This is a genomic window from Stenotrophomonas sp. C9D9, assembly GCF_056491205.1.
Map to the genome: position 1 here is coordinate 68,334 of NZ_JBSZIF010000002.1, position 21,362 is coordinate 89,695.

The window sequence follows — 21,362 nt, forward strand, 5'->3', positions numbered from 1 at the left end:
TGTAGGGCTGCCGTGCGCGGACGGCGTTGATCTGGATCAAAGCGAGCCGGTCAGGTCAGCGCAGGCTCGCGTGGACGCAGCGGGCTGGCCACCGTGGTGCAGCTGACCCGGTTGCGGCCGCCGGCCTTGGCCAGGTACAGCTGGCGGTCGGCCTCGGAGATCAGCCGGTGCAGTGCATCGCGCTGCGGGCGCAGGCAGCACAGGCCGATGCTGACCGTCATGCGCAGGGTGGCAGTGCCGATGTCCACTTCCAGCGCGGCGATGCGCTGGCGCAGTTCCTCGAAGTACTGCAGGGCCTCGTCCTGTTCCATGTCCGGCACCAGCAGGCAGAACTCCTCGCCACCGAAGCGTGCGATCAGGTCCTGGCTGCGGGCGTGCGCAGCCACTGCGCCGGCGACCGCACGCAGCGCGTCGTCGCCGGCCTCGTGGCCGTAGGTATCGTTGATGTGCTTGAAGTGGTCGATGTCGATCATCGCCACCGCTACGCATTGGCCGTGCAGCTGCAGCTGCGGCAGCTGGCGCTGGCTCTGTTCCAGGAAGCAGCGACGGTTGGGCAGGCCGGTGAGGAAATCGCGGGTGGCCAGGTCCTGCAGGGTGCCGATCAGTTCCAGCTGGTCGACGTTCTGCGAGACGCGGCAGAAGAACTCCTCGCGCGAGAATGGCTTGCGCAGGAAGTCGTTGGCGCCGTTCTTCAGGAAGCGTGGGATCAGCGAGGCGTCGGTGTTGCCGGAAATGCCGATCACCGCCACCTTGTCGCGCGAGCGCAGGGTGCGCAGGCGTCGGGTGAACTCCACGCCCTGCATGCCGGGCATTTCCTGGTCGACCACCGCCAGGCGGATCGCAGGATGCGCCTCGATCGCGGCCAGGCCCTCGTTGCCGTCAGCGGCCTCGTGCACCTCGTGGCCGTACATGCGCAGCAGGGCAGCGGCATAGCCGCGCGCGGACGGCGAGTCGTCCACCACCAGCGCTGCGATGCGGCGGTTGCGTTCCAGTCGCTGCACCAGCCATACCAGGTAGTCGATGCTGCCCGGGGTATTCTTCAGCACGTAGTCGATGATCTGCTGCTGCAGCACGCGCTTGCGCAGGTCCTCGTCGTAGACGCTGCTGACCACCACGGTGGGCAGGCCGCGCTTGAGGAAGAACTCAACCACCGCATCGCGGTCGCCATCGGCCAGCACCAGCCCGGTCAGTACCAGGAACCAGCCCCCATCCTCGCTCAGCAGGCGATCGGCCTCGGCCAGGGTGGAGGCGATCACCACCGGCAGTTCCAGGCGCTGCTCGATGGCCTCGCGCAGCATGCCGGTGAAGGCACGGGAGTTTTCGACCAGCAGGATCCGCTGCGGCAGCGGATCGGCCAGGTCGCCATCGACGGCGGCCTGCGGCAGGACGGGCATGATGCGGTGGCTCACGAGGGAGGGCTCGGCACGGATAGCGGCGGTTTCGGGCGCAACTTTAGGCCAATGCACCGAACGGCGCACGCCACGCCGGGGAGGTTGGAGCTAGGCGAACTCGGAGCATCGCGCGCTGTCACCCACGGGCAGGGACGGCAGGGATTCGCTGAGTATGACCGTGATTCGATGGCGACGACATTGCAGCACGCCGTCGTAGGCAATCAGGCGACCGCTGAGCCGATCAATCAGTGCAGCTTCGGTGGCCGACGCCAATGGACGGCCGCGATCCAACAGTGCGATGTTCAACATGATGCCGCGACGCTGGCGGAGCCTGCCGCAACGCGCCTGGAGGTGCATCTGCCCCGGCTCATGACTCAGCATCACCGGCACTGCATCGATCAGCAGGCGAAAGGCTGATAGTTGCAGGCCCACGCTCAACTGGCAGGGGTCGCCGGAGAATTGTGGTCGACTCATGCGGCCGGTGGAGTCCCAACCGTCCCGTACGCCGCTGGCTTGCAAGCTGAGGTAAAGCCCGATCTGCTCAATTGCAGTTGGGTAGACCATGCTGGCCTGTTGGCGGAATTGCCATGAATGCGTTGCAGATGTCTGAACCAGATCTGCGGCGATATCGTGGTGACCATGCGTCTTGAGCCAGTCAACGACACCTTGCACCGACATATCCATGCCGTCGCCGATTGATTTCAGCTCCAGTGCCCGTGAACGCAGCGCCTGCTCACCGGCCAGGTGTGAGGCGCGCGCCAGTTCTACCGTGTTCCGGCCACTATCTTCATGCTCCTGGTACTTGCGTTGGTAGTGGCTGATACCAGATCCCAATGCGAGCAGCGCGACGCTTATTACGCAAAGGCTCTGCTGCGTGGAGAAGGCTCCCAGATCAAACGAAGCGGGTAGTCCAGTGCTTGGTGTAGATGCGAGCACGATCAGATTCAGTAGCGGCACTGCGATTGCCGCGCCGCGCCAACCATGCAGGAAGGCAAGTGAGATTGCCGGGAGCGAAGCCATCAGGACGAGTTGCTCGCGGGTGGTGTTGGCCGCAGCCGGTGTCAGCTTCATTGCCAATCCAAGCGCCATGATCAGTGCGATGGCTGTGGCGGTGAAAGCAACGAAGCGGGTGCTCCATGCTGGTTCGGAGTGACGTCGCAGCCAGAGCAGTGCCAGTGGTGCAAGCGTAAGGATGCCGGTGGTTTGGCCTAGCAGAGTACGTCCCACCCGCTCGAGCATCATTTCCGGGTCTGGGCCTGGCCACAGCAGACGCGCAAGTCCCATGTTCAGCAGACTGACTGCAATGCCTGCGGAGAACGACAGGGAGAGCAGCCATAGTCCGCCCGCGGTAGGGATATGCCTGCGATGGAAATGCACGATCAGCATTGCCACGGGCATCAGGCCAATCGAGCCCAGAATGACCCAGGCCAGCCCATGAGTTGTCGCCATCGGCACGCGAATCTGCGCGAAGTAGGCATATTCGCCTAGTAGTAGATACGGCCACAGGCGCGGGGGCGTCAGCAGAAGTGCGGCAATCCGCACGCCTGCAGGCAGGTAGAACTGGTCAAGCGACATCTGCCGGGTGACAAGGCAGGCAACGGCATAAACGACGGCTATGAAGAAGCCTGTGGGACGCAGGCGGACGTCTATCTGGATTCCATCCTTCCACCAGCTCACTGTTGACCCCCGGCTCAGTTGAGACTCATCGTCCCGCCGCTGCATGACTTGACCAGCGCGAAGGTATCGGCAGATGCCAAGCGGTGCAACGGCCCGGTGGGCACTTCCCTCGGGAACACTGGCCACGACGCCTGCGATGGCACCCCCATGGGAGCACCGGTATGCTGCGGATATCTGGGCTTTGACTGTTTCTGTGGACGATTCCATCCGGTCAGGAAGTGGTGTTTCGCCCTTCGACCGAGGTCAACGCGGAGCGCCTGGATGCAGTACTTCAATCCAACCATGGAGATGCCTGTGAGATTTTCCCGATTTTCCGTTGCGGCGACTACTGCAGTCCTGTTGTCCCTGCCTATGCTGGCTTCAGCCTCCTGCTGCACGACCGGAGGCAATGGTGTTCAGACGGCAAACGCCGGCCTGGGCGAAAGCCAGCCTGTTGCTGTCAATTCGAGTTTGGATCCGGCCTGGTTCGTCTATGCCTTCCAGCGCGATGGTGTGACGTACTACCAGGTCAATGATTCCGTGGGCCAGGTGGTCCTGATCATCGGCAATATCGATTCCACGTTCTGGACCCTGCCTGCAGGAAATGCGGCGGTCCGCGTCTCGTTGCCGTCGCAGCGGTTGGCGGTGCCGGCGACGGCGCGCAGGCGTCTGGTATTCCAGGCATCGGACTTCTCGTTGGCCGTCCATGGGGAAGGTCAGGGGGCAATCTGGTCCGTAGAGCCTGCCGCCAGCGGAAAGTGAAAGACCCGGGTTGGCAGACAGGATGCCTGCGGCGGCCTGGAGCCGTCGCAGGTTACCGTTTCCTACCGCCTCGATGATGTGTACTGGCGGTGCTGCGAATCAGTACTTGGCCGGCATATCAATCGGCGCAACTGCCTGTGGCTGCACGCTGTCGCCCAGCATCTCCCGGGGAGCATCCCGCATGACTATCCGGATCCGGTTGCCCAGGCAGTCGACTGAGCCTGAGTAGGCCTGTGTACGTGCAGATAGACGGTCAATTGCCAGACTGACGGTTGCGGACGCCAATGTGCTCCTGCGGTCGAGCATCGCCACCGTGATCAGGATCCCCTTGTGTCGTCCCGAGCGTCCGCAGCGGGCTCGGAGCTGGATCTGGCCCCGTTCTTCCTTGAGCAGCAGAGACACGGATTCGGCCAGGACACGATAGGCCGCAAGTTGCAGTCCTATGCCCAGCTGGCAGGGGTCGCCCTGAAGTACCGGGCGGACCACGCGATGGCTGTCTTCCCAGGCTTCGCTCAAGCCTCCTGCCCGAAGGGCAACATAGAGCCCCGCGTGTTCGAGCTCGGTGGGATAGACCATGCTGGTCAGCTCGCGGAACTTGCGCGAGCGTGAGGAAAATGTCCGCAGCAGGTCGATTGCCGGCCCTTCCTGGCCGTGAGTCCTGAGCAGCTTCAGCGTTTCGTCGAGGGCTGCTTCAATCTCGTCGGCAACCCTGCGCAGGCCGAGGGCCCGCTCGCGCAGGTCCATTTCACTGGCAAGATGAGCCGAACGCGAGAGCATGGTCGTCTGCGGCTCCTGCACCTGGGCTGGTGTGAACTGATGGTACTGATGGGTGATACGGGAACCTAGGGCCAGCAGGGTAGTGCCCGTGATCGCGATGATCTGTTGCGTGAAGAAGGTCGTCTGGTCGAACGACCCCGGCAGGCCGGTGCTGGGCATGGTCACGCTGAGAATCATGTTCATCAGTGGTACGCCTACAGCCGCACCGCGCCAGCCATGAAGGCATGTCAGTGCAATCACGGGCAATGTCATCAGCAACTGCAGGATCGCCCGTGCAGAGTCATCGCGCGCGCCGACCGTGGCGATGAGGATGCTGAGCGCACACAATGCGCAGAGCGCCACTATCGTGGGCCGCATCCGCCAGGCTGACCAGTCGTAGCCGGCATGACGACGGATCCACAGCAAGGCAAGGGGTGCCACGGTCAAGATGGCGATGTAGTCACCCAGCACAAAGAGTGCTGCATTGGTGTAGAACGGCATGGACGGCGGGACCGGCCAAAGCGCGTGGGAAAGGCCGAGCTTGAGGGCGCTGGCGATCAGTGCAGCCGACGCCGCGACGGAGAGCAGCCAGCTCTCGCTGGTGGATCCCATCGCCTTGCGGTGGAGATGGACGATCAAAGCGACAGCCGGCATCAGGCATGCCGAGCCGAGGATCACCCAGCTCATCCCGTACTCATCGATCATGGGATAGCGCAACTGTGCGAAGTACGCGTACTCACCCAGGATAAGGTATGGCCACAGCCGTGGCGGACACAGCAGCAGAGCGGCCACACGGATGCCGGCAGGCAGAAAGAACTGATCGACGGAGAAGTGACGCGCCCCCCAGCAGGCGACGGCATACAGCACAGCAAGAGCGAGGCCGACCGGTCGGATACGGAAGCTCAGTTCAAATCCACTCTTCAACCAACTCAAACTCAAGCCTCCCTTGCTCGTCCCGCGCCATCGCAGTCCCGGCGACACCGAATGCGTCCTTCAGCCTCGACAGTATCTGTTGATGCCGATGGGTGCAATCTTGCATGTTGGGGGACGCCAGGCGCACGCTCATCAGCTGTGAAGACGCCTCCGTTGGAAGTCACCAAGCGGCTGTGAAGTCCATCTCAGTTTTCTGCTCCGGGGGTCAGGTCCGTGAGGGAGGGACAATCGGGCCGAGCGAACTGTCCCGGTGGGCTTCACGAACGGGGCGGGACTCGGTATGGGGAGTGCCTACCGTCTCGATGAGGTGTATCCGGGCGCGATTGCTCCGGCATTGAATCGTGCCGCGGTATGCGAGCACGCGGCCGGTCAACTGATCTGTGACCATGGCCATTGTCGCCTGCGAAAGACGTTGGCGTGGATTGAGCGTGGCCGCAACGAGCAAGATGCCTTGCTGTGTGCCAAGGCGGCCGCAGCGCGCCCGCACAGTGAGCTGGCCGGATTCGTTGCCAAGCAGGATGGATATCGCCTCGACGATCGAGCGATAGGCCGCCAACTGCAAGCCGGGACTGAGGGCGCAGGGATCGCCCATCAACCAGGGTTGATTGACTCGGTGGGTATTGCCCCACGCCTCGCGCACCCCACCTGCCTGCAGTGCCACGTACAGGCCCAGTCGTTCCAGCGCAGCGGGATAGATCATGCTGGCCTGGGCCCTGAACAGGCGCGAATGCACCTCCGACGTATGTCGCAGGCTATCGGCCACGGCGTGATGCCCCTGCGCATGCAACCAGTTCACCATCTCGTTCAGTGACAGGTCCATGCCATCGCCCAGCTGGCGCAGGTGCGCCGCCCGTTCACGCAGGTCCATCTCGCTGGCCAGGTGTGAATTCCGCGCAAGCTGCAGGGCTGCCCGGCCATCTTCCTCGCGCAACCGATGCTGGTTTTGGAAGTGGGTGATGCGTGCGCCCAGCAGCAGCAGGGCGACGCTGGCGATGGTCATGGCCTGTTGTGTGGCGAAGGTCGCCTGATCGAATGACGCGGGGTGGTCCGAAGGGGTACTCAAGCCAAGGATCATGTTCATGGCAGCGACGCCGATGGCCGCTCCACGCCATCCCAGGAGGCAGGTCAGGGCGATCGCGGGAATAGGCAGGATCAACAACAGCTGCAGGGAGCCCGGGGCCGTGATCGACGCAGGTACCGGCGTCGCCTGCAGGCCAATGACCAGCATGGCTCCGAGTGCTCCTGCCACGGCAGCAACGGACCGGGGCATCCATTGTTCCTCGGCGCGACGGATCCAGAGCAGTGCGAGTGGCGCCAGGATGAGGATGCCGGTGAAGTCGCCCAGTGCATAACGCAACACGTTGGTGATGAATGACGCTTCACGCAACGGTTCCCAGAGCAGGTAGGAAATTCCCAGGTTGAGCAGGCTGATGACCAGCGCGGCGCATATCGCAATGGAAATCACGCCGACGATCGTGGTGCGCGCCAGCAGCTTGCGGTGCAGGCGCACGATCAGCATTACGGCAGGCATCAGGAACACCGAGGCGAGGATCACCCAGGTCAGGTTGTATTTGCTGATCAGGGGGATGCGCAGATGCGCGAAGTAGGCGTATTCACCGATCAGCAGGTAGGGCCAAAGACGGGGCGGACACAGCAGCAGGGCGGCCACCCGCACGCCAGCAGGTAGGAAGAACTGGTCCAGCGACAGCTTGCGCGCAGCCCAGCAGGCGAGGGCATAGACCAGCGCCAGTGCCAGCCCCTCGGGGCTGACCCGTATCCTCACCAGCAGGCCGTCCTTCCACCACTGCATCCACGTGCTCCCCCAGCTCCTGAGCCGATTATGCAAACAAAGAGCGGCCATGGATCAAGTCATGGGGGCGGGAAGGCTTCGGCTACCACAACGCATCCCGCAACTTGTACCAGGACATCGCCGCCACCAGCAGCGGCGTGCGCAGCAGCCGGCCGCCGGGGAAGGGCGCATGGCGCAGGCGCTGGAACACGTCCAGGCGCTCGCTCTGCCCGGCGATGGCGGCGGCAATCACCTCGCCGGCCAGCCCGGCGGCGGCCACCCCATGGCCGGAGAAGCCCTGCGCGAAGTACAGGTTGCGGTCCAGCCGGCCCCAGTGCGGGGCGCGGTTGCGGGTAATGTCCACATAGCCGCCCCAGACCTGGTCCAGCGCCACGTCAGCCAACTGCGGAAACACCTCATGCATGCGCCGCTGCATCACCCCGCGCAGACCGGGCGGCGGCAGTGCCGAATAGCTGGCGCGGCCGCCGAACAGCAGCCGGTGGTCGTGGCTGAGGCGGAAGTAGTCCAGTGCCCAGGCGGTGTCGGCCACGGCCATGTTGTTGCCGATCAGGGCACGGGCGCGCTCGGCGCCAAGCGGCTCGCTGGCGCCGATATAGGTGCCGACCGGCATGATGCACCGCTCCAGCTCGGGCAGCAGGCCCTGCAGCCACGCATTGCCGGCGACCACCAGGTGTGCGGCGCGCACGCTGCCCTGCGCGGTGTGCAGGGTGGGCTGCGGTCCACGCTGCACGCGGGTTACCGCCGAATGCTCGTGGATCACCACGCCGGCCGCGCGCGCCGCATCGGCCAGCCCACGCGCGTAGGCCAGTGGATGCAGGTGCGCGCTGAGTGGGTCGAACATCGCGGCGCGGTAGCGCGGGCTGTCCAGCTGCGCGCGCAGTGCATCGCGGTCCCACCACTGCATGGGGTAGTCGTAGTGGCGCTGCAGGTGCTCGCAGTTGGCACGCAGGTCGCGCTCATGGCGTTCGCGGATGGCGACGCTGGCATGGCCTTCCACCCAATGGCAGTCGATGCCATGGCGGTCGATGCGCGTACGCATGGCCTGCACCGCGTCGCGCGACCAGTCGAACAGGTGGCGCGCATCATCACGGCCGAGCTGGCGCTCCAGCTCGTCCACCTCGCAGCCATAGCCGACCAGCGCCTGCCCGCCGTTGCGGCCGGATGCGCCCCAGCCGATCCGCTGCGCTTCCAGCAGCACCACGCGCTGGCCACGGGCGGCCAGTTCCAGCGCGGCGGTCAGGCCGGTGTAGCCGGCGCCGAGCACCGCCACATCGGCCTGCACATCTCCCTGCAAAGGGGGCAGCGCGGCCGGCTCGGGAAGGCTGGCGGCGTACCAGCTGGGCGGGAAGGCGGCGCTCACTGCAGGCCTCGCGGGTGCAGTGCAGGAGGACGGAGCGGGGCAGGTCGATCAGCGTTCACCTGGCTAGTTTCGCCGATGCGTGACGGCTGTGGTGTGACGGCACCGACTTGCCGCCTTCGCCGGACGACGGGTAACGTGGCGGCACGCCAAGGAGTTTTCCCATGCGCCGCCTGCCCTGGGTGGGCCTGCCCACCGACAGCACCGTGCTCGGCCATCACCGTTTCGCGATGGCCGGCGAGAAGTACGTTCGCGCGCTGGCCGAGGCGGCCGAGGTGACCCCGGTGGTGTTGCCCAGCCTGCAGCCACCGCTGCCGGCCGGCAACTGGCTGCAGGGGCTGGATGGCCTGCTGCTGACCGGCGCGGTCAGCAATATCGAACCGCAGCACTACGAGGGTGGCCGCAGCTGGCCAGGCAATCCACATGACCCGGCCCGGGATGCCAATGCCTTTGCGTTGCTGCACGAGGCACTGGCACTGGATCTGCCGGTGCTGGCGATCTGCCGCGGTTTCCAGGAATTGAACGTCGCGCTGGGTGGCAGCCTGCATCCGCAGGTGCATGCGGTGCCCGGCCTGGCCGACCATCGCGAAGACCCGCAGGCGCCGGTGGAAGTGCAGTATGGGCCGGCCCATGCGGTGACCCTGGCCGCCGATGGCTGGCTGGCGCAGTGGCACGGCAGTGGCCGCGCGCAGGTCAATTCGGTGCACGGGCAGGGTATCGCCCGCCTGGCGCAGGGGCTGCGGGTGGAAGCCGTGGCCGACGATGGGCTGGTCGAAGCGGCACGCAGCCTGCACCATGGTTTCGTGCTCGGCGTACAGTGGCACCCGGAGTGGCGTGTCATGCAGGCGCCGTTCTATCACGCTATTTTCCGTGCGTTCGGCCAAGCTTGCCGGCAGCACCAACAGAACCGACTGGATTCCCGATGAGTTCCCGAACGCGCCCGCGCAAGACGGCCACGCCCCCCGCACCGCAGGAAAGCACGCTGCTGCGCTGGCTGAAGGAGCGGCGCATCACCGAGGTGGAATGCCTGGTGCCGGACATCACCGGCAACGCGCGCGGCAAGATCATTCCCGCCGACAAGTTCTCGCATGACTACGGTACGCGGCTGCCCGAAGGCATCTTCGCCACCACCGTCACCGGCGAGTTTCCCGATGACTACTACGAGCTGACCTCGCCGTCGGACTCGGACATGATGCTGCGCCCTGATCCGGATACGGTGCGGATGGTGCCGTGGGCGGCCGATGCCACCGCGCAGGTCATCCACGATTGCTACACCAAGAACGGCGAGCCGCATGAGCTGGCACCGCGCAACGTGCTGCGCCGCGTGCTGGCGGCCTATGCCGAACTGGGCCTGCGCCCGGTGGTGGCGCCGGAGCTGGAGTTCTTCCTGGTGCAGAAGAACACCGACCCGGACTTCCCGCTGCTGCCACCGGCCGGCCGCTCCGGGCGCCCGGAGACCGCGCGGCAGTCGTACTCGATCGATGCGGTCAACGAGTTCGACCCGATCCTCGACCTGATGTACGACTACGCCGATGCGATGAAGCTGGACGTGGACACCCTGATCCACGAATCCGGCGCGGCGCAGCTGGAAGTCAACTTCACCCATGCCGATGCGATGGACCTGGCCGACCAGGTGTTCCTGTTCAAGCGCACCATGCGCGAGGCGGCGATGCGCCACGGTGTCTATGCCACGTTCCTGGCCAAGCCGATGGAGAACGAACCCGGCAGTGCCATGCACATCCACCAGAGCCTGGTGCGGGTGAGCGATGGCAGCAACGTGTTCGCCGGCGAGACCGATGCCGAGGGCGAGTTCAGCCCGGTGTTCGGCCACTACCTGGGCGGCCTGCAGAAGTACGCACCGCAGGCGATGGCGTTCTTCGCGCCGAACGTGAACTCCTACCGCCGGCTGGTGTTCGGCGAAGTCTCGCCGAGCAACGTCCACTGGGGCTTCGACAACCGCACTTGCGGCCTGCGCGTGCCGCTGGATACGCCGGAGAACATGCGCGTGGAGAGCCGTTTCGCCGGGTCCGATGCCAATCCCTACCTGGCGATGGCCGCGACCCTGGCCTGCGGCCTGCTCGGCATCCGTGAGCGGCTGGCGCCGGATGCGCCGGTGACCGGCAGTGCCAAAGAGCTGGGGTACAACCTGCCGCGCTCGCTGGGCGAGGCGCTGGACGGGCTGGAGCAGTGCAGCGAGCTGCAGGCCCTGCTGGGTGAGCGCTTCTGCCGGGCCTACATCTCGGTCAAGCGCAAGGAATACGAGACCTTTTTCCGCGTCATCAGCTCGTGGGAGCGCGAGTTCCTGCTGCTGAACGTCTGAGCATCCGGAATAGAAAAATCCGCCGCCGGGGGGTAGGCTGGCACCCGTCGCCGGCCCCGCCGGCCCCCCTTCCCGCATTCTGGAGCACCCGATGAAGCTGCGTATCCTCACGCTCGGCCTGGCCTCCGCCATGCTCGCCGCCTGCAGCGGTGGCAACGGCGGCGCGCAGGACAGCCAGGTCCTGAACGTCTACAACTACAGCGATTACATCGCCGAGGACACCATTCCGACCTTCGAGAAGGAGAGCGGGATCAAGGTGACCTACGATGTGTTCGACAGCGATGAGATGGTCGAGACCAAGCTGCTGGCCGGCAACAGCGGCTATGACGTGGTGGTGCCGACCCTGAACTTCTTCGGCCGCCAGATCCAGGCCGGCGTGTTCCTGCCGCTGGACAAGAGCAAGATCCCGAACCTGGCCAACCTCGATCCGGCGGTGATGAAGCGCATCGCCACCCAGGACCCGGGCAACCAGTACGGCGTGCCGTACATGATCGGCACCACCGGCATCGGCTACAACGTGGACATGCTGAAGCAGCGCTTCGGCGGCAGCGCCGACATCGCCAACAGCTGGGACCTGGTGTTCAAGCCGGAGAACATCAGCAAGATGAAGGACTGCGGCGTGACCATCCTGGACACGCCGGCGGACATGATCCCGATCGCACTGCATTACCTGGGTCTGGACCCGCACAGTGGCGACCCGGCCGAGCTGCAGAAGGCCGCCGACCTGCTGAAGTCGATCCGCCCGTACGTGCAGAACTTCCACTCCTCGCAGTACGTGGGTTCGCTGGCCAACGGCGGCACCTGCCTGGTGGTCGGCTGGTCGGGTGACATCATCCAGGCCCGCGACCGCGCCGAGGAAGCCAGCAATGGCGTGCACGTGGCCTATTCGATTCCGAAGGAAGGCGCACCGCAGTGGTTCGACATGCTGGCGATCCCGAAGGATGCCAAGCATCCGGAGGCGGCCTACGCCTTCATCAACTACCTGCTGCAGCCGAAGGTTGCCGCAGCCAACACCAACTTCATCCATTACGCCAACCCGGTGCCGACCGCGACCCCGCTGGTGGATGAGGCGATCCGTACCGACCCGACCATCTACCCGCCGGCCGACGTGGCCGAGAAGATGTTCACCTATTCGATCAACACGCCGGAGACCGACAAGCTCTACACCCGGCTGTGGACCGAGGTGAAGACCGGGCGCTAAGGGCTGGCTGGCAGGTGGGTGCCGACCGTTGGTCGGCATGCTTTTCCGGCAGGGCCGACCAACGGTCGGCCCCCACCAGATCTGCAGATCCCCCTGGCCCGGTGGGTGCCACCCGTTGCCGTCATATCCCCATCGGCCCCCGGCCGGTAGAATGGCGGCCGCTGTCCACCGCCCGCTCCCGGAGCCCCCATGCCCGTTGAAGCCCAGCCGGTAGCCACCGTCGTCGAAACGACCGGTGCGCCCGGCTATCTCTCCATTCGTGACCTGCGCAAGGAATTCGACGGTTTCGTCGCCGTCGACGACGTCAACCTGGACGTGCGCAAGGGCGAGATCTTTGCCCTGCTCGGTGGCTCCGGCAGTGGCAAGTCGACCCTGCTGCGCTGCCTGGGCGGCTTCGAGACGCCTACCAAGGGCAGCATCACCCTCGATGGCCAGCGCCTGGACGCACTGCCGCCGTACCAGCGGCCGGTCAACATGATGTTCCAGTCCTACGCCCTGTTCCCGCACATGACGGTCGAGCAGAACATCGCCTTCGGCCTGAAGCAGGATGGCCTGGGCAAGGACGCGATCAGCAAGCGCGTCGGCGAGATGCTGGAGCTGGTGCAGATGGGCCACCTGGGCAAGCGAAAGCCACACCAGCTGTCCGGCGGCCAGCAGCAGCGCGTGGCGCTGGCGCGGTCGCTGGCCAAGGGGCCGAAGCTGCTGCTGCTGGACGAGCCGATGGGCGCGCTGGACAAGAAGCTGCGCTCGCAGATGCAGCTGGAACTGGTCAGCATCATCGAGTCGTCGGGCGTGACCTGCGTGATGGTCACCCACGACCAGGAAGAAGCGATGACCATGGCCACCCGCATCGCGGTGATGGATGCCGGCTGGATCCAGCAGGTCGGCAAGCCGGATGAGGTCTACGAGCAGCCGGCCAACCGCTTCGTCGCCGAGTTCATCGGTTCGGTCAACCTGTTCGACGGGGTGATCGACGAGGACCTGCCGGAGTACGTGACCGTACGCTCGCCGCTGTTCCCGGCGCCGATCTACATCGCCCATGGCATCACCGGCTATGAAGGGCAGCCGGTCGCGTTCGCGCTGCGCCCGGAGAAGGTGATGATCGGCAAGGACGAGCCGGAAGGGCACACCAACAAGGCACAGGGCGTGATCGAGGACATCGCCTACTTCGGCAGCCACTCGGTCTACCACGTGCGCCTGCCCAGCGGCGCCAAGGTGCTGGCCAACTTCGCCAACTCGCAGCGCTGGGCCAGCGACGGCCTGACCTGGGGTGACAGCGTGTGGGTGCACTGGCGCGACAACGACGGCGTGGTGCTGACCTCATGAGCGTCGCCGGCCTGAAGCGCTGGCTGCCGGGGCTGCGTGCCACGGTGATCGGCATTCCGTACCTGTGGCTGCTGCTGTTCTTCGCAGTGCCGTTCCTGATCGTGCTGATGATCAGCTTCTCGCTCAGCCGGGTCGGCTCGCCGCCGTACACCTGGCTGCTGCAGTACGCCGACGGCGGCTTCTCGCTGAAGCTGAACCTGGAGAACTACCTGGCGCTGTTCCGCGATTCGATCTATGCGCAGGCGTTCCTGAGCTCGATCAAGATCGCGGCGATCTCGACCTTCCTGACCCTGCTGATCGGCTACCCGATGGCCTATGCCATCGCCCGCCTGTCGCCGGCCGCGCGCAACGTCGCGATGATGCTGGTGGTGCTGCCATCGTGGACCTCGTTCCTGATCCGCGTGTATGCATGGAAGGCGATCCTGGACCGCAACGGCCTGCTCGACCAGTTCCTGCAGTTCACCGGCCTGCAGACGCTGATGACCAGCATGGGCCTGCCCAAGCTGCAGCTGATCGATACCCCGACCGCCGCCTATATCGGCATCGTCTACTGCTATCTGCCGTTCATGGTGCTGCCGCTGTACGCCAACCTGGTCAAGCATGACCACCGCCTGCTGGAAGCCGCCTACGACCTTGGTGCCAAGCCGTGGCAGGCGTTCCTGCGCATCACCCTGCCGTTGTCCAAGGCCGGCATCATCGCCGGTTGCATGCTGGTGATGATTCCGGCCATTGGTGAATTCGTGATCCCGGAAATGCTGGGTGGCTCGGAGACGCTGATGGTGGGCCGCCAGCTGTGGAACGAGTTCTTCAACAACCGCAACTGGCCGGGCGCCTCGGCGATGGCGGTGGCGATGATCCTGTTGCTGCTGGTGCCGATCCTGCTGTTCAACCGTTCCCAGCAGCGCCTGCTGGAAGGGAAGCAGGCATGAGCCCGCGTACCGCCAAGGGCCTGGGGCTGGGCGTGCTGCTGCTCGGCTTCGCCTTCCTGTACCTGCCGATCCTGCTGTTGATGTTCTATTCGTTCAACAGCTCGCGGCTGGCGATGGTCTGGGCCGGGTTCTCCACCCGTGCCTACAGCGACCTGTTCGCCGACCGCGCGCTGATGGATGCGATGTGGACCAGCCTGGTGGTGGCGTTCTGGACTGCCTGCACGGCCACCGTGCTGGGCACGCTGGCGGCGATGGTGATGACGCGCTTCAAGCGCTTCCGTGGCAAGCCGCTGTTCGGCGCGCTGGTGACCGCGCCGCTGGTGATGCCGGATGTGATCCTGGGCTTCTCGCTGATGGCGCTGCTGGCCTCGATGGGCGCGATTCCCGGCTTCCCGGCGCGTGGCCTGACCACCATCTGGATCGCCCACGTCACCTTCACCCTGTGCTTCGTCACCGTGGTGGTGTCCTCGCGGCTGCAGGAAATGGACCTGTCGCTGGAAGAGGCGGCGATGGACCTGGGCGCCAGCCGGTTGACTGTGTTCGGCCGCATCACCCTGCCGATCATCGCACCGGCGCTGGTGGCGGGCTGGCTGCTGGCGTTCACCCTGTCGCTGGATGACGTGGTGGTGGCCAGCTTCGTTGCCACGCCGGGCTCGACTACGCTGCCGATGAAGGTGTTCGCCTCGGTGCGCATGGGCATCAGCCCGAAGATCAATGCGCTGGCCACGCTGCTGGTGTCGGCGGTATCGATCGCCGCGGTGATCGGCTGGTACATCAATGCCCGCGCCGAGAAGCGACGCCAGCGCGACCTTCAGCTGGCGCGGCAGGAAAACGGCTGAGCACACGGCCTGTCGACAGTGCCGGCAACATCCGGCTCACGGGCAACCGCGCACAATGGGGATCTTCCAGATGGAGATCCCCCATGACCGTCGAGATCGTCGACCCGGCCACCGGCCTGGTGACCTACCGCCATGAACTGATGGGTGCTGCCGACATCGAGCAGCGCCTGCAGGCCGCTGCCGATGCCTTCCCCGGCTGGGCTGATCACTCGTTGCAGGATCGCGGTGCCATCCTGCGCCGGATCGCCGCGCAACTACGCACGCGCCGTGACGATCTGCAGCAGGCGATGACCCATGAGATGGGCAAGCTCAAGGCCGAAGCGCTGGCCGAGGTCGACAAGTGCGCGGCCGCCTGCGAGTACTACGCCGACCATGCTGCCGACTACCTGAAGCCGCAGCTGATCGATACCGAAGCACAGCGCAGCTATGTGCGCTACGAGCCGATCGGCTGTGTGTTCGCGGTGATGCCGTGGAATTTCCCGATCTGGCAGGTGTTCCGTTTCCTCGCGCCGGCGTTCATGGCCGGCAACGTGGCCCTGCTCAAGCACGCCAGCAACGTGCCGCAGTGCGCCGACCTGATCCTGGCGGTGTGCCGTGATGGCGGCCTGCCCGACGGCGTGTTCGACGTGTTGCACATCGACAACGAGCAGGCCGCCGAGGTGCTGCGCGACACACGGGTGAAGGCGGTGACACTGACCGGCAGCGAGCGGGCAGGGCGCTCGATCGCTTCCAATGCCGGCGGCCAGCTGAAGAAATCGGTGATGGAGCTGGGCGGCAGCGATGCCTTCGTGGTGCTCGACGATGCCGACCTCGACAAGACCGTGGCGGCGGCGGTGAAGTCGCGCTTCGACAACAGCGGGCAGACCTGCATCGCGGCCAAGCGCTTCATCGTGGTCGATGCGGTGGCCGATGAGTTCACCCGGCGCTTCGTTGAAGCCGCGGGTGAGCGTCAGTACGGCGATCCCAATGAACGTGGCACCACGCTGGCGCCGATGGCACGTGCGGACCTGCGCGATGAGCTGCACAAACAGGTGCAGGGCAGCGTGGCCAAGGGCGCGCGCATTCTGGTTGGCGGCGAGCCCATTGCCGGCACGCACGCGGGCTATCCGGCGACCGTGCTCGATCAGGTCGGCCCGGGCATGCCGGCCTACGACGAGGAGCTGTTCGGACCTGTCGCTGCGGTGATCCGGGTCAAGGATGAGGCCGAGGCACTGCGCGTGGCCAATGACACCCGCTTCGGCCTGGGCGGCAGCGTGTGGACGCGCGATCCGGTGCGCGGCGAACGTTTCGCCCAGCGCATGGAATGCGGTGCCGCGTTCGTCAACGCCATCGTCAAGAGCGACGCGCGGCTGCCGTTCGGTGGCAGCAAGCAGTCCGGCTTTGGTCGGGAGCTGGCCGACCACGGCATCCATGAGTTCATGAACATCAAGACCGTCTACGTGGCTTGATTCCGAACGGTAGTGCCGGCCGCTGGCCGGCATTGCCTGGTTGCCGGCCAGCCGCCGGCACTACCCCAAGGCGGGTCATGTGCCACGACCAACGGTCGTGGCCTACCGGTCCGGTGGGTATCGTCCGTTGGTCGATACCCCTCACAACCACTTCGCGCGCTTGAACAACCGGTACAGCCCCACGCACACACCGCCCACGCCGATGATCATCAGCGGGTAGGACCACGGCTCGCTCAGCTCGGGCATGTGGCTGAAGTTCATGCCGTACCAGCTGGTGATCAGCGTCGGCGCCGCCAGCAGTGCGGCCCACGCACCCAGGCGCTTGACCGTCTCGCCCTGCGCGAGCGTCACCAGCGACAGGTTCACGCTCAGTGCGGTGCCCAGCATCTCGCGCAGGGTGTCGATCACATCGCTGATGCGTACCGCATGGTCGTGCACGTCGCGCACGTAGAGTTTCACTTCATCGGGGATCAGGTCGCCCTGGTAGCGGCGCAACTGCGCCAGCACATCCTGCAGTGGCGCCACCGCCATCCGCATCTTGTTCAGTTCGCGCTTGAGCTCGTACAGCCGCACCACCGTGCTGCGCTTGTAGTTGTCGGCGAAGATGTCCTTTTCCAGCAGGTCCAGAGTGTCGCGGAAGCGGTGCACGATCGGCAGGTAGTTGTCGACCACGAAGTCGGTCACCGCGTACAGGCAGTACGACGGGCCCATCTTCAGCAGCTGCGGCTCGCGTTCCACCCGTGCCCGCACCGGGGCGTAGGACAGCGAGGCACCGTGGCGCACCGTCACCAGGAAGCGCGGGCCGAGGAAGGCGTGGGTTTCGCCGTACTGGATGCGTTCGTCGACCATCTGTGCGGTGGTCACCACCACGAACAGCGAGTTGCCGTAGGTCTCGACCTTGGGACGCTGGTGCGCGTTGCGCGCGTCCTCGATGGCCAGGTCGTGCAGGCAGAATTCCTCCTGCAGTTTCAGCAGCACGTCGTCGTTGGGGTCGTACAGGCCTACCCAGACGAAGCCGTTGCCACTGGCAATGACATCGCTGATGGCATCCAGGCTGATGTCGTGGCGTTTGCCCTCGTCATCGTAGTGGACGCAGTTGATGACGCAGGCGGGGTTGGCCGAAGCAGGGGCGGAAGCGGAGGCGGGCAATGACATGCCCGCCATCGTGCGTCAGTGCCGTGTTTCGGACAAGTGAGGATGGCGCCCCATTACCCACGCCAGCGCCACATGCACCGGCAGCAGCAGCACGATCCACTGCACGTTGTACTGCGCCTGCAGGCTCAGCCAGTGCAGCACCAGCGCGGCCACGGCCTGTACCGCCAGCAGCCACAGCACGACCCTGAACATGCGGCCCGGCACGCGCCGGCGCAGCAGGCTGATCGCACCCGGCAGCAGCAGCACGGCCAGCGGCGAAAGCAGCAGCAGGTTGCGGTTGGCCCAGGCGGCGTAGTGGGTGCTGAAGCCCCACAGGAACACCAGCAGGCTGCCGGCAATGGCGCACAGCAGCCAGAACGGCAGGGCCAGCCCGGTCAGCAGGCGCGGCCGGCTGCGCAGCGCCAGTATGCCGGCGGCGATTACCAGGCCACACAGCAACCACGGCCACCAGCGGCGCGCGAACTCCTTCGGCTCCGGGTCGATGCGGTGCGGCAGCAGTTCCTGTTCGGACTGCACCAGTGGCCGGCCGTCGCTGTTGCGTGCCTGGCGCAGCGCGTCGGCCAGGCGCATCGGCACGAAGGCTTCCTGCCAGCGCGACAGCGGCTGGTCGGCGAACGGCCCGAGGCCGACATCGAAGCCCAGCCACATCCACGGCGCCGGCGATGCCAGTCGCACCGATTCACTGCGGTAGGTATTGCCGCGCGAGCGCCCCGACAGCTGCGACTGCAGGCCACCGCCCAGCGCCTTGTCCACCGTGTCGCGCACCATCGTGGCGCAGTTGGCGGTGTAGTAGTCGTAGTGGTAGCGCGCGTTTTCCGGCTTGGCCCGCTCGGCCAGGTCGGCGGCCAGTGCACGTGCCTGGTCCGGGCGCAGGTCCAGCCACTGCACGCTGGCGCCACGGCCGGTCTCGTCGTAGTACGACAGGTCCTGCTGCAGCGGCAGCGCCACCAGGTAATACATCATGTCGCCGCGCACGAAGCGGCTGATGAAATCGTCCTCGGACGGGTCGAAGTAGCCGAAGTTGTACGAGGTCGCTTCGCCGCTGACCGGATCGATCACGACGATGGCGTCGTGGCCGAAGCGCTCGAAGAACACCGTGCCCGGCTGCATGGTCACCACGCCGATGCGCGGGGCGGGGGCCTCGGCGATGGCGGCGGGTGCAGCGGGCGTGGGTGTGGCTGCCGCCGGCTGCGCGAAGGCGGCCAGCGGCAGGGCGGTGGCCAGCACGCACAGTGCCAGCCACAGCGTCAGGCGCAGTGCCAGGAGGGGGCCACCGCGCTTCAAGCGTCGTCCTGCGCGTCCGGCGGCAGCACGGTCACGTGGAAGGCCTGGACCCGGCGCGCATCGGCGCGGGCCACGCGGAACATGAAGCGGTCCAGCGCCAGTTCGTCACCGACTTCCGGCAGGTGGCCCACGGCCTCGGTGACCAGGCCACCGATGGTGTCGTAGTCCTCGTCGGAGAACGTCGCGCCGAAGCGTTCGTTGAAGTCGCCGATCGGGGTCAGCGCGTCGACCACGTACTGGCCGTCGGACTGGATGGCGATCTGCGCCGACGGGTCCTCGGCCTCGTCATGCTCGTCGTCGATCTCGCCGACGATCTGTTCCAGCACGTCCTCGATGGTGACCAGGCCGGCGACACCGCCGTACTCGTCGACCACGATGGCCATGTGGTTGCGCGACAGGCGGAATTCCTTCAGCAGCACGTTGAGCTTCTTCGCCTCCGGGATCAGCACCGCCGGGCGCAGCAGCTCGCGCACGTTGGCCGGGCCGTTGTCGGCGACCACGCCGCGCAGCAGGTCCTTGGCCAGCAGGATGCCAAGGATGTCGTCCTTGTTCTCGCCGTGCACCGGGAAGCGCGAATGGCCGGATTCGACCACCTGCTTCATCAGTTCCAGGAAGGGCGCTTCGACCGGCAGCGAGACCATCTGCGAGCGCGAGATCATCACGTCGCCCACGGTCAGCTCGGCCACCGAAATGGCGCCTTCCATCATCTTCAGGGTATCGGCGGCGATCAGGCCCTCTTCCTGCGCGGTGTGCAGGACAGCGACCAGCTCGTCGCGGGTATGGGGTTCGCCGGAGAAGGCGGAGGTCAGGCGTTCAAGCCAGCCGCGCTTCTTTTCACTGGGCTCCTGTGCGGAGCTACTACTGTCGTCTTCTGACATCTCTGGAAAAAAGGCACCCGGCAGGCCGGGCGTTGGCCCCAGTCTAGCAGGATGTGGCGGCCTGTCAGTGACCGTCGCTGCCCGGTCCGGTGATCGGCGGCGGGGCCAGTTCAGGCCGGGCGGGCGCTTCTTCCTCGGGCAGGTCCAGGCTGTAGGTGCAGCCGGCCAGGGTCTTGCCGGGATGGGAGGCCACGGTGGAGACGCTGAGGATGATCGACTCGATCTGGGCCTCGCCGCTCTTCGGGTCGGTCACGTCGCGACTGACCAGCTCGCGGCCGGCCATGAACTTGCCATCCTGGTCGTAGCCGGTCTCCAGCCCCAACTGCTTGGCCAGCGGCCGTGGATCGGCCTGGTCGAGGATCGCCATGACGCTGGACCCGGCCACGGCGACCCGTTCGGTGCGGGTGCCGAACACACTGATCGGCTGGGCCAGCCGGTACTCGCTCATGAACTGGTTGCCCTGCGGCAGGGGCTGCAGGCCCTGGGCGACGGCCTTCAACGGATCAGCCAGCAGCGGCGCCAGCGCAGCGTGATCGGCTACGCCCTGACGGCATTCAATCAGGGCCGGCAGGTCCAGGGCAGCGGCCGGGGCGGACGCGGCGAACAGCAGGGGCAGGGCAATACGCAGCACGGGCACGGGATCCGCAACGGAAGGCAGGCCGGTGATCGTACCGGTCCCGGTCAGCCATCGCGAGCGCCTCCATGCAGTCAGCGGGATTGCAGGTGCGATGCCGCTGGGTGCCAGCGCAGCCTGACCGGGTAGCCCAGTTGCGCCTGCAGGTGGTCGCGCACGGCCGCCACTGTTGCGCGTGCGCCTGCGGTATCCCGGAGTTCCAGCTCCAGTTCACCGGTCATGACGTCCAGGCCATAGCCGATCAGCTCGGGCAGCTGTGGCACGAACCAGCCTTGCTGTGCATGAAGGCGGTGCTGCATTTCGGCCTCCGTCAGCGCAGCGCCGGTGATGTAGCGCACGCGTTGCGGGCCATCCGCCCCTGGATGTGTCTCATCGGCCGCGGGTGCTGGGCCAGTCAGTCGAACGACGACATTCCAACCTGCCGCGTTGTCCACCCAGATTCCGGCGAGGCGTGCCGCGTGGCGCGCTTTCAAACGTTCCATCAATGCGTACTGCTGCGCCCCGGCGACCGCTTGGCGCGCCGTCTGTTGGCTGACATCAAAGAAGGCCTGCATCTCCGCGACCTTGGCGGCAATGTCGGCGGCGCTGTCGCTGGCCGGGAACGGCGACGGTCGTTCCCGGTCGGGGTCGATGCCCGGGGCAGTGGTCACCTGCAGGAGAGCGGCGATGAGTGCGGGCAGCAG

The 21,362-nt window shown here is 65.9% G+C and carries 18 protein-coding genes; 8 read left to right on the forward strand and 10 right to left on the reverse strand.

Annotation, left to right across the window (positions count from 1 at the left end; all coding sequences use genetic code 11):
• Positions 1-50: 50 nt before the first annotated feature.
• Both ACXI0D_RS00320 and ACXI0D_RS00325 read right to left on the reverse strand, forming a co-directional pair.
• Complete coding sequence (locus tag ACXI0D_RS00320; protein WP_049446466.1) at positions 51-1,394, reverse strand: diguanylate cyclase; 1,344 nt, start codon at positions 1,392-1,394, stop codon at positions 51-53.
• Between the two features lie 105 nt (positions 1,395-1,499).
• Positions 1,500-3,068 carry an MASE1 domain-containing protein gene (locus ACXI0D_RS00325; protein ID WP_119007740.1) on the reverse strand — a complete coding sequence of 523 codons (1,569 nt, stop codon included), beginning with the start codon at positions 3,066-3,068 and terminating at the stop codon, positions 1,500-1,502.
• 261 nt (positions 3,069-3,329) lie between these two features.
• Between ACXI0D_RS00325 and ACXI0D_RS00330 the strand changes: the two genes are divergently transcribed.
• Positions 3,330-3,809, forward strand: coding sequence for a hypothetical protein (locus ACXI0D_RS00330; protein ID WP_049446137.1), 480 nt, complete (start codon positions 3,330-3,332; stop codon positions 3,807-3,809).
• Positions 3,810-3,908: 99 nt separating this feature from the next.
• On the opposite strand, the gene ACXI0D_RS00335 is transcribed toward ACXI0D_RS00330, so the two are convergent.
• The 3 genes from ACXI0D_RS00335 to ACXI0D_RS00345 form a co-directional block, all read right to left on the reverse strand.
• Entirely contained in the window at positions 3,909-5,498 is a 1,590-nt protein-coding gene (locus ACXI0D_RS00335; RefSeq protein WP_053085943.1) for an MASE1 domain-containing protein, read from the reverse strand.
• A gap of 205 nt (positions 5,499-5,703) precedes the next feature.
• Entirely contained in the window at positions 5,704-7,308 is a 1,605-nt protein-coding gene (locus ACXI0D_RS00340) for an MASE1 domain-containing protein (RefSeq protein ID WP_119007596.1), read from the reverse strand.
• An 82-nt stretch (positions 7,309-7,390) separates the two neighbouring features.
• Positions 7,391-8,668: an NAD(P)/FAD-dependent oxidoreductase gene (locus ACXI0D_RS00345; RefSeq protein ID WP_049446131.1), complete on the reverse strand. Its 1,278-nt coding sequence runs from the start codon at positions 8,666-8,668 to the stop codon at positions 7,391-7,393.
• Positions 8,669-8,829: 161 nt separating this feature from the next.
• Here ACXI0D_RS00345 and ACXI0D_RS00350 point away from each other — a divergent pair, with 161 nt between their 5' ends.
• From ACXI0D_RS00350 to ACXI0D_RS00380, 7 genes are all read left to right on the forward strand, one after another.
• The gene (locus tag ACXI0D_RS00350) at positions 8,830-9,591 is read left to right on the forward strand and encodes a gamma-glutamyl-gamma-aminobutyrate hydrolase family protein (RefSeq protein ID WP_049446129.1); all 762 of its coding nucleotides are present in this window, start codon (positions 8,830-8,832) and stop codon (positions 9,589-9,591) included.
• Entirely contained in the window at positions 9,588-10,985 is a 1,398-nt protein-coding gene (locus ACXI0D_RS00355; protein ID WP_014036577.1) for a glutamine synthetase family protein, read from the forward strand. The genes ACXI0D_RS00350 and ACXI0D_RS00355 overlap by 4 nt, the downstream gene beginning before the upstream one ends.
• Positions 10,986-11,076: 91 nt before the next feature.
• The gene (locus tag ACXI0D_RS00360) at positions 11,077-12,186 is read left to right on the forward strand and encodes a polyamine ABC transporter substrate-binding protein (RefSeq protein WP_014036578.1); all 1,110 of its coding nucleotides are present in this window, start codon (positions 11,077-11,079) and stop codon (positions 12,184-12,186) included.
• A gap of 189 nt (positions 12,187-12,375) precedes the next feature.
• Positions 12,376-13,512: an ABC transporter ATP-binding protein gene (locus ACXI0D_RS00365; RefSeq protein ID WP_119007598.1), complete on the forward strand. Its 1,137-nt coding sequence runs from the start codon at positions 12,376-12,378 to the stop codon at positions 13,510-13,512.
• Entirely contained in the window at positions 13,509-14,441 is a 933-nt protein-coding gene (locus ACXI0D_RS00370) for an ABC transporter permease subunit (RefSeq protein WP_049399899.1), read from the forward strand. Before ACXI0D_RS00365 ends, ACXI0D_RS00370 begins: the two co-directional genes overlap by 4 nt.
• Complete coding sequence (locus tag ACXI0D_RS00375; protein WP_049446123.1) at positions 14,438-15,280, forward strand: ABC transporter permease subunit; 843 nt, start codon at positions 14,438-14,440, stop codon at positions 15,278-15,280. Before ACXI0D_RS00370 ends, ACXI0D_RS00375 begins: the two co-directional genes overlap by 4 nt.
• A gap of 83 nt (positions 15,281-15,363) precedes the next feature.
• The gene (locus ACXI0D_RS00380; RefSeq protein ID WP_101765218.1) at positions 15,364-16,728 is read left to right on the forward strand and encodes an NAD-dependent succinate-semialdehyde dehydrogenase; all 1,365 of its coding nucleotides are present in this window, start codon (positions 15,364-15,366) and stop codon (positions 16,726-16,728) included.
• 141 nt (positions 16,729-16,869) lie between these two features.
• Here the strand turns inward: ACXI0D_RS00380 and ACXI0D_RS00385 are convergent, their stop codons facing one another.
• From ACXI0D_RS00385 to ACXI0D_RS00405, 5 genes are all read right to left on the reverse strand, one after another.
• The gene (locus tag ACXI0D_RS00385; RefSeq protein WP_101765219.1) at positions 16,870-17,892 is read right to left on the reverse strand and encodes a magnesium and cobalt transport protein CorA; all 1,023 of its coding nucleotides are present in this window, start codon (positions 17,890-17,892) and stop codon (positions 16,870-16,872) included.
• 6 nt (positions 17,893-17,898) lie between these two features.
• Positions 17,899-19,167, reverse strand: a complete 1,269-nt coding sequence (locus ACXI0D_RS00390) for a lipoprotein N-acyltransferase Lnb domain-containing protein (RefSeq protein WP_479642128.1) — start codon at positions 19,165-19,167, stop codon at positions 17,899-17,901.
• On the reverse strand, positions 19,164-20,045 hold the full coding sequence (locus ACXI0D_RS00395; RefSeq protein ID WP_014036584.1) for an HlyC/CorC family transporter: 882 nt from the start codon (positions 20,043-20,045) through the stop codon (positions 19,164-19,166). Before ACXI0D_RS00395 ends, ACXI0D_RS00390 begins: the two co-directional genes overlap by 4 nt.
• 64 nt (positions 20,046-20,109) lie before the next feature.
• Positions 20,110-20,676 carry a hypothetical protein gene (locus ACXI0D_RS00400; protein WP_119007600.1) on the reverse strand — a complete coding sequence of 189 codons (567 nt, stop codon included), beginning with the start codon at positions 20,674-20,676 and terminating at the stop codon, positions 20,110-20,112.
• A gap of 77 nt (positions 20,677-20,753) precedes the next feature.
• The gene (locus tag ACXI0D_RS00405; protein WP_246864188.1) at positions 20,754-21,329 is read right to left on the reverse strand and encodes a hypothetical protein; all 576 of its coding nucleotides are present in this window, start codon (positions 21,327-21,329) and stop codon (positions 20,754-20,756) included.
• Positions 21,330-21,362 lie beyond the last annotated feature (33 nt).

Excerpts from the sequence above, each read along its gene's own strand:
- ACXI0D_RS00320 (WP_049446466.1), bottom strand. The coding sequence starts at position 1,394 with ATGCCCGTCCTGCCGCAGGCCGCCGTCGATGGCGACCTGGCCGATCCG.
- ACXI0D_RS00330 (WP_049446137.1), top strand. The coding sequence starts at position 3,330 with ATGCAGTACTTCAATCCAACCATGGAGATGCCTGTGAGATTTTCCCGA.
- ACXI0D_RS00340 (WP_119007596.1), bottom strand. The coding sequence starts at position 7,308 with ATGCAGTGGTGGAAGGACGGCCTGCTGGTGAGGATACGGGTCAGCCCC.
- ACXI0D_RS00350 (WP_049446129.1), top strand. The coding sequence starts at position 8,830 with ATGCGCCGCCTGCCCTGGGTGGGCCTGCCCACCGACAGCACCGTGCTC.
- ACXI0D_RS00355 (WP_014036577.1), top strand. The coding sequence starts at position 9,588 with ATGAGTTCCCGAACGCGCCCGCGCAAGACGGCCACGCCCCCCGCACCG.
- ACXI0D_RS00360 (WP_014036578.1), top strand. The coding sequence starts at position 11,077 with ATGAAGCTGCGTATCCTCACGCTCGGCCTGGCCTCCGCCATGCTCGCC.
- ACXI0D_RS00365 (WP_119007598.1), top strand. The coding sequence starts at position 12,376 with ATGCCCGTTGAAGCCCAGCCGGTAGCCACCGTCGTCGAAACGACCGGT.
- ACXI0D_RS00370 (WP_049399899.1), top strand. The coding sequence starts at position 13,509 with ATGAGCGTCGCCGGCCTGAAGCGCTGGCTGCCGGGGCTGCGTGCCACG.
- ACXI0D_RS00375 (WP_049446123.1), top strand. The coding sequence starts at position 14,438 with ATGAGCCCGCGTACCGCCAAGGGCCTGGGGCTGGGCGTGCTGCTGCTC.
- ACXI0D_RS00380 (WP_101765218.1), top strand. The coding sequence starts at position 15,364 with ATGACCGTCGAGATCGTCGACCCGGCCACCGGCCTGGTGACCTACCGC.
- ACXI0D_RS00385 (WP_101765219.1), bottom strand. The coding sequence starts at position 17,892 with ATGGCGGGCATGTCATTGCCCGCCTCCGCTTCCGCCCCTGCTTCGGCC.
- ACXI0D_RS00395 (WP_014036584.1), bottom strand. The coding sequence starts at position 20,045 with ATGTCAGAAGACGACAGTAGTAGCTCCGCACAGGAGCCCAGTGAAAAG.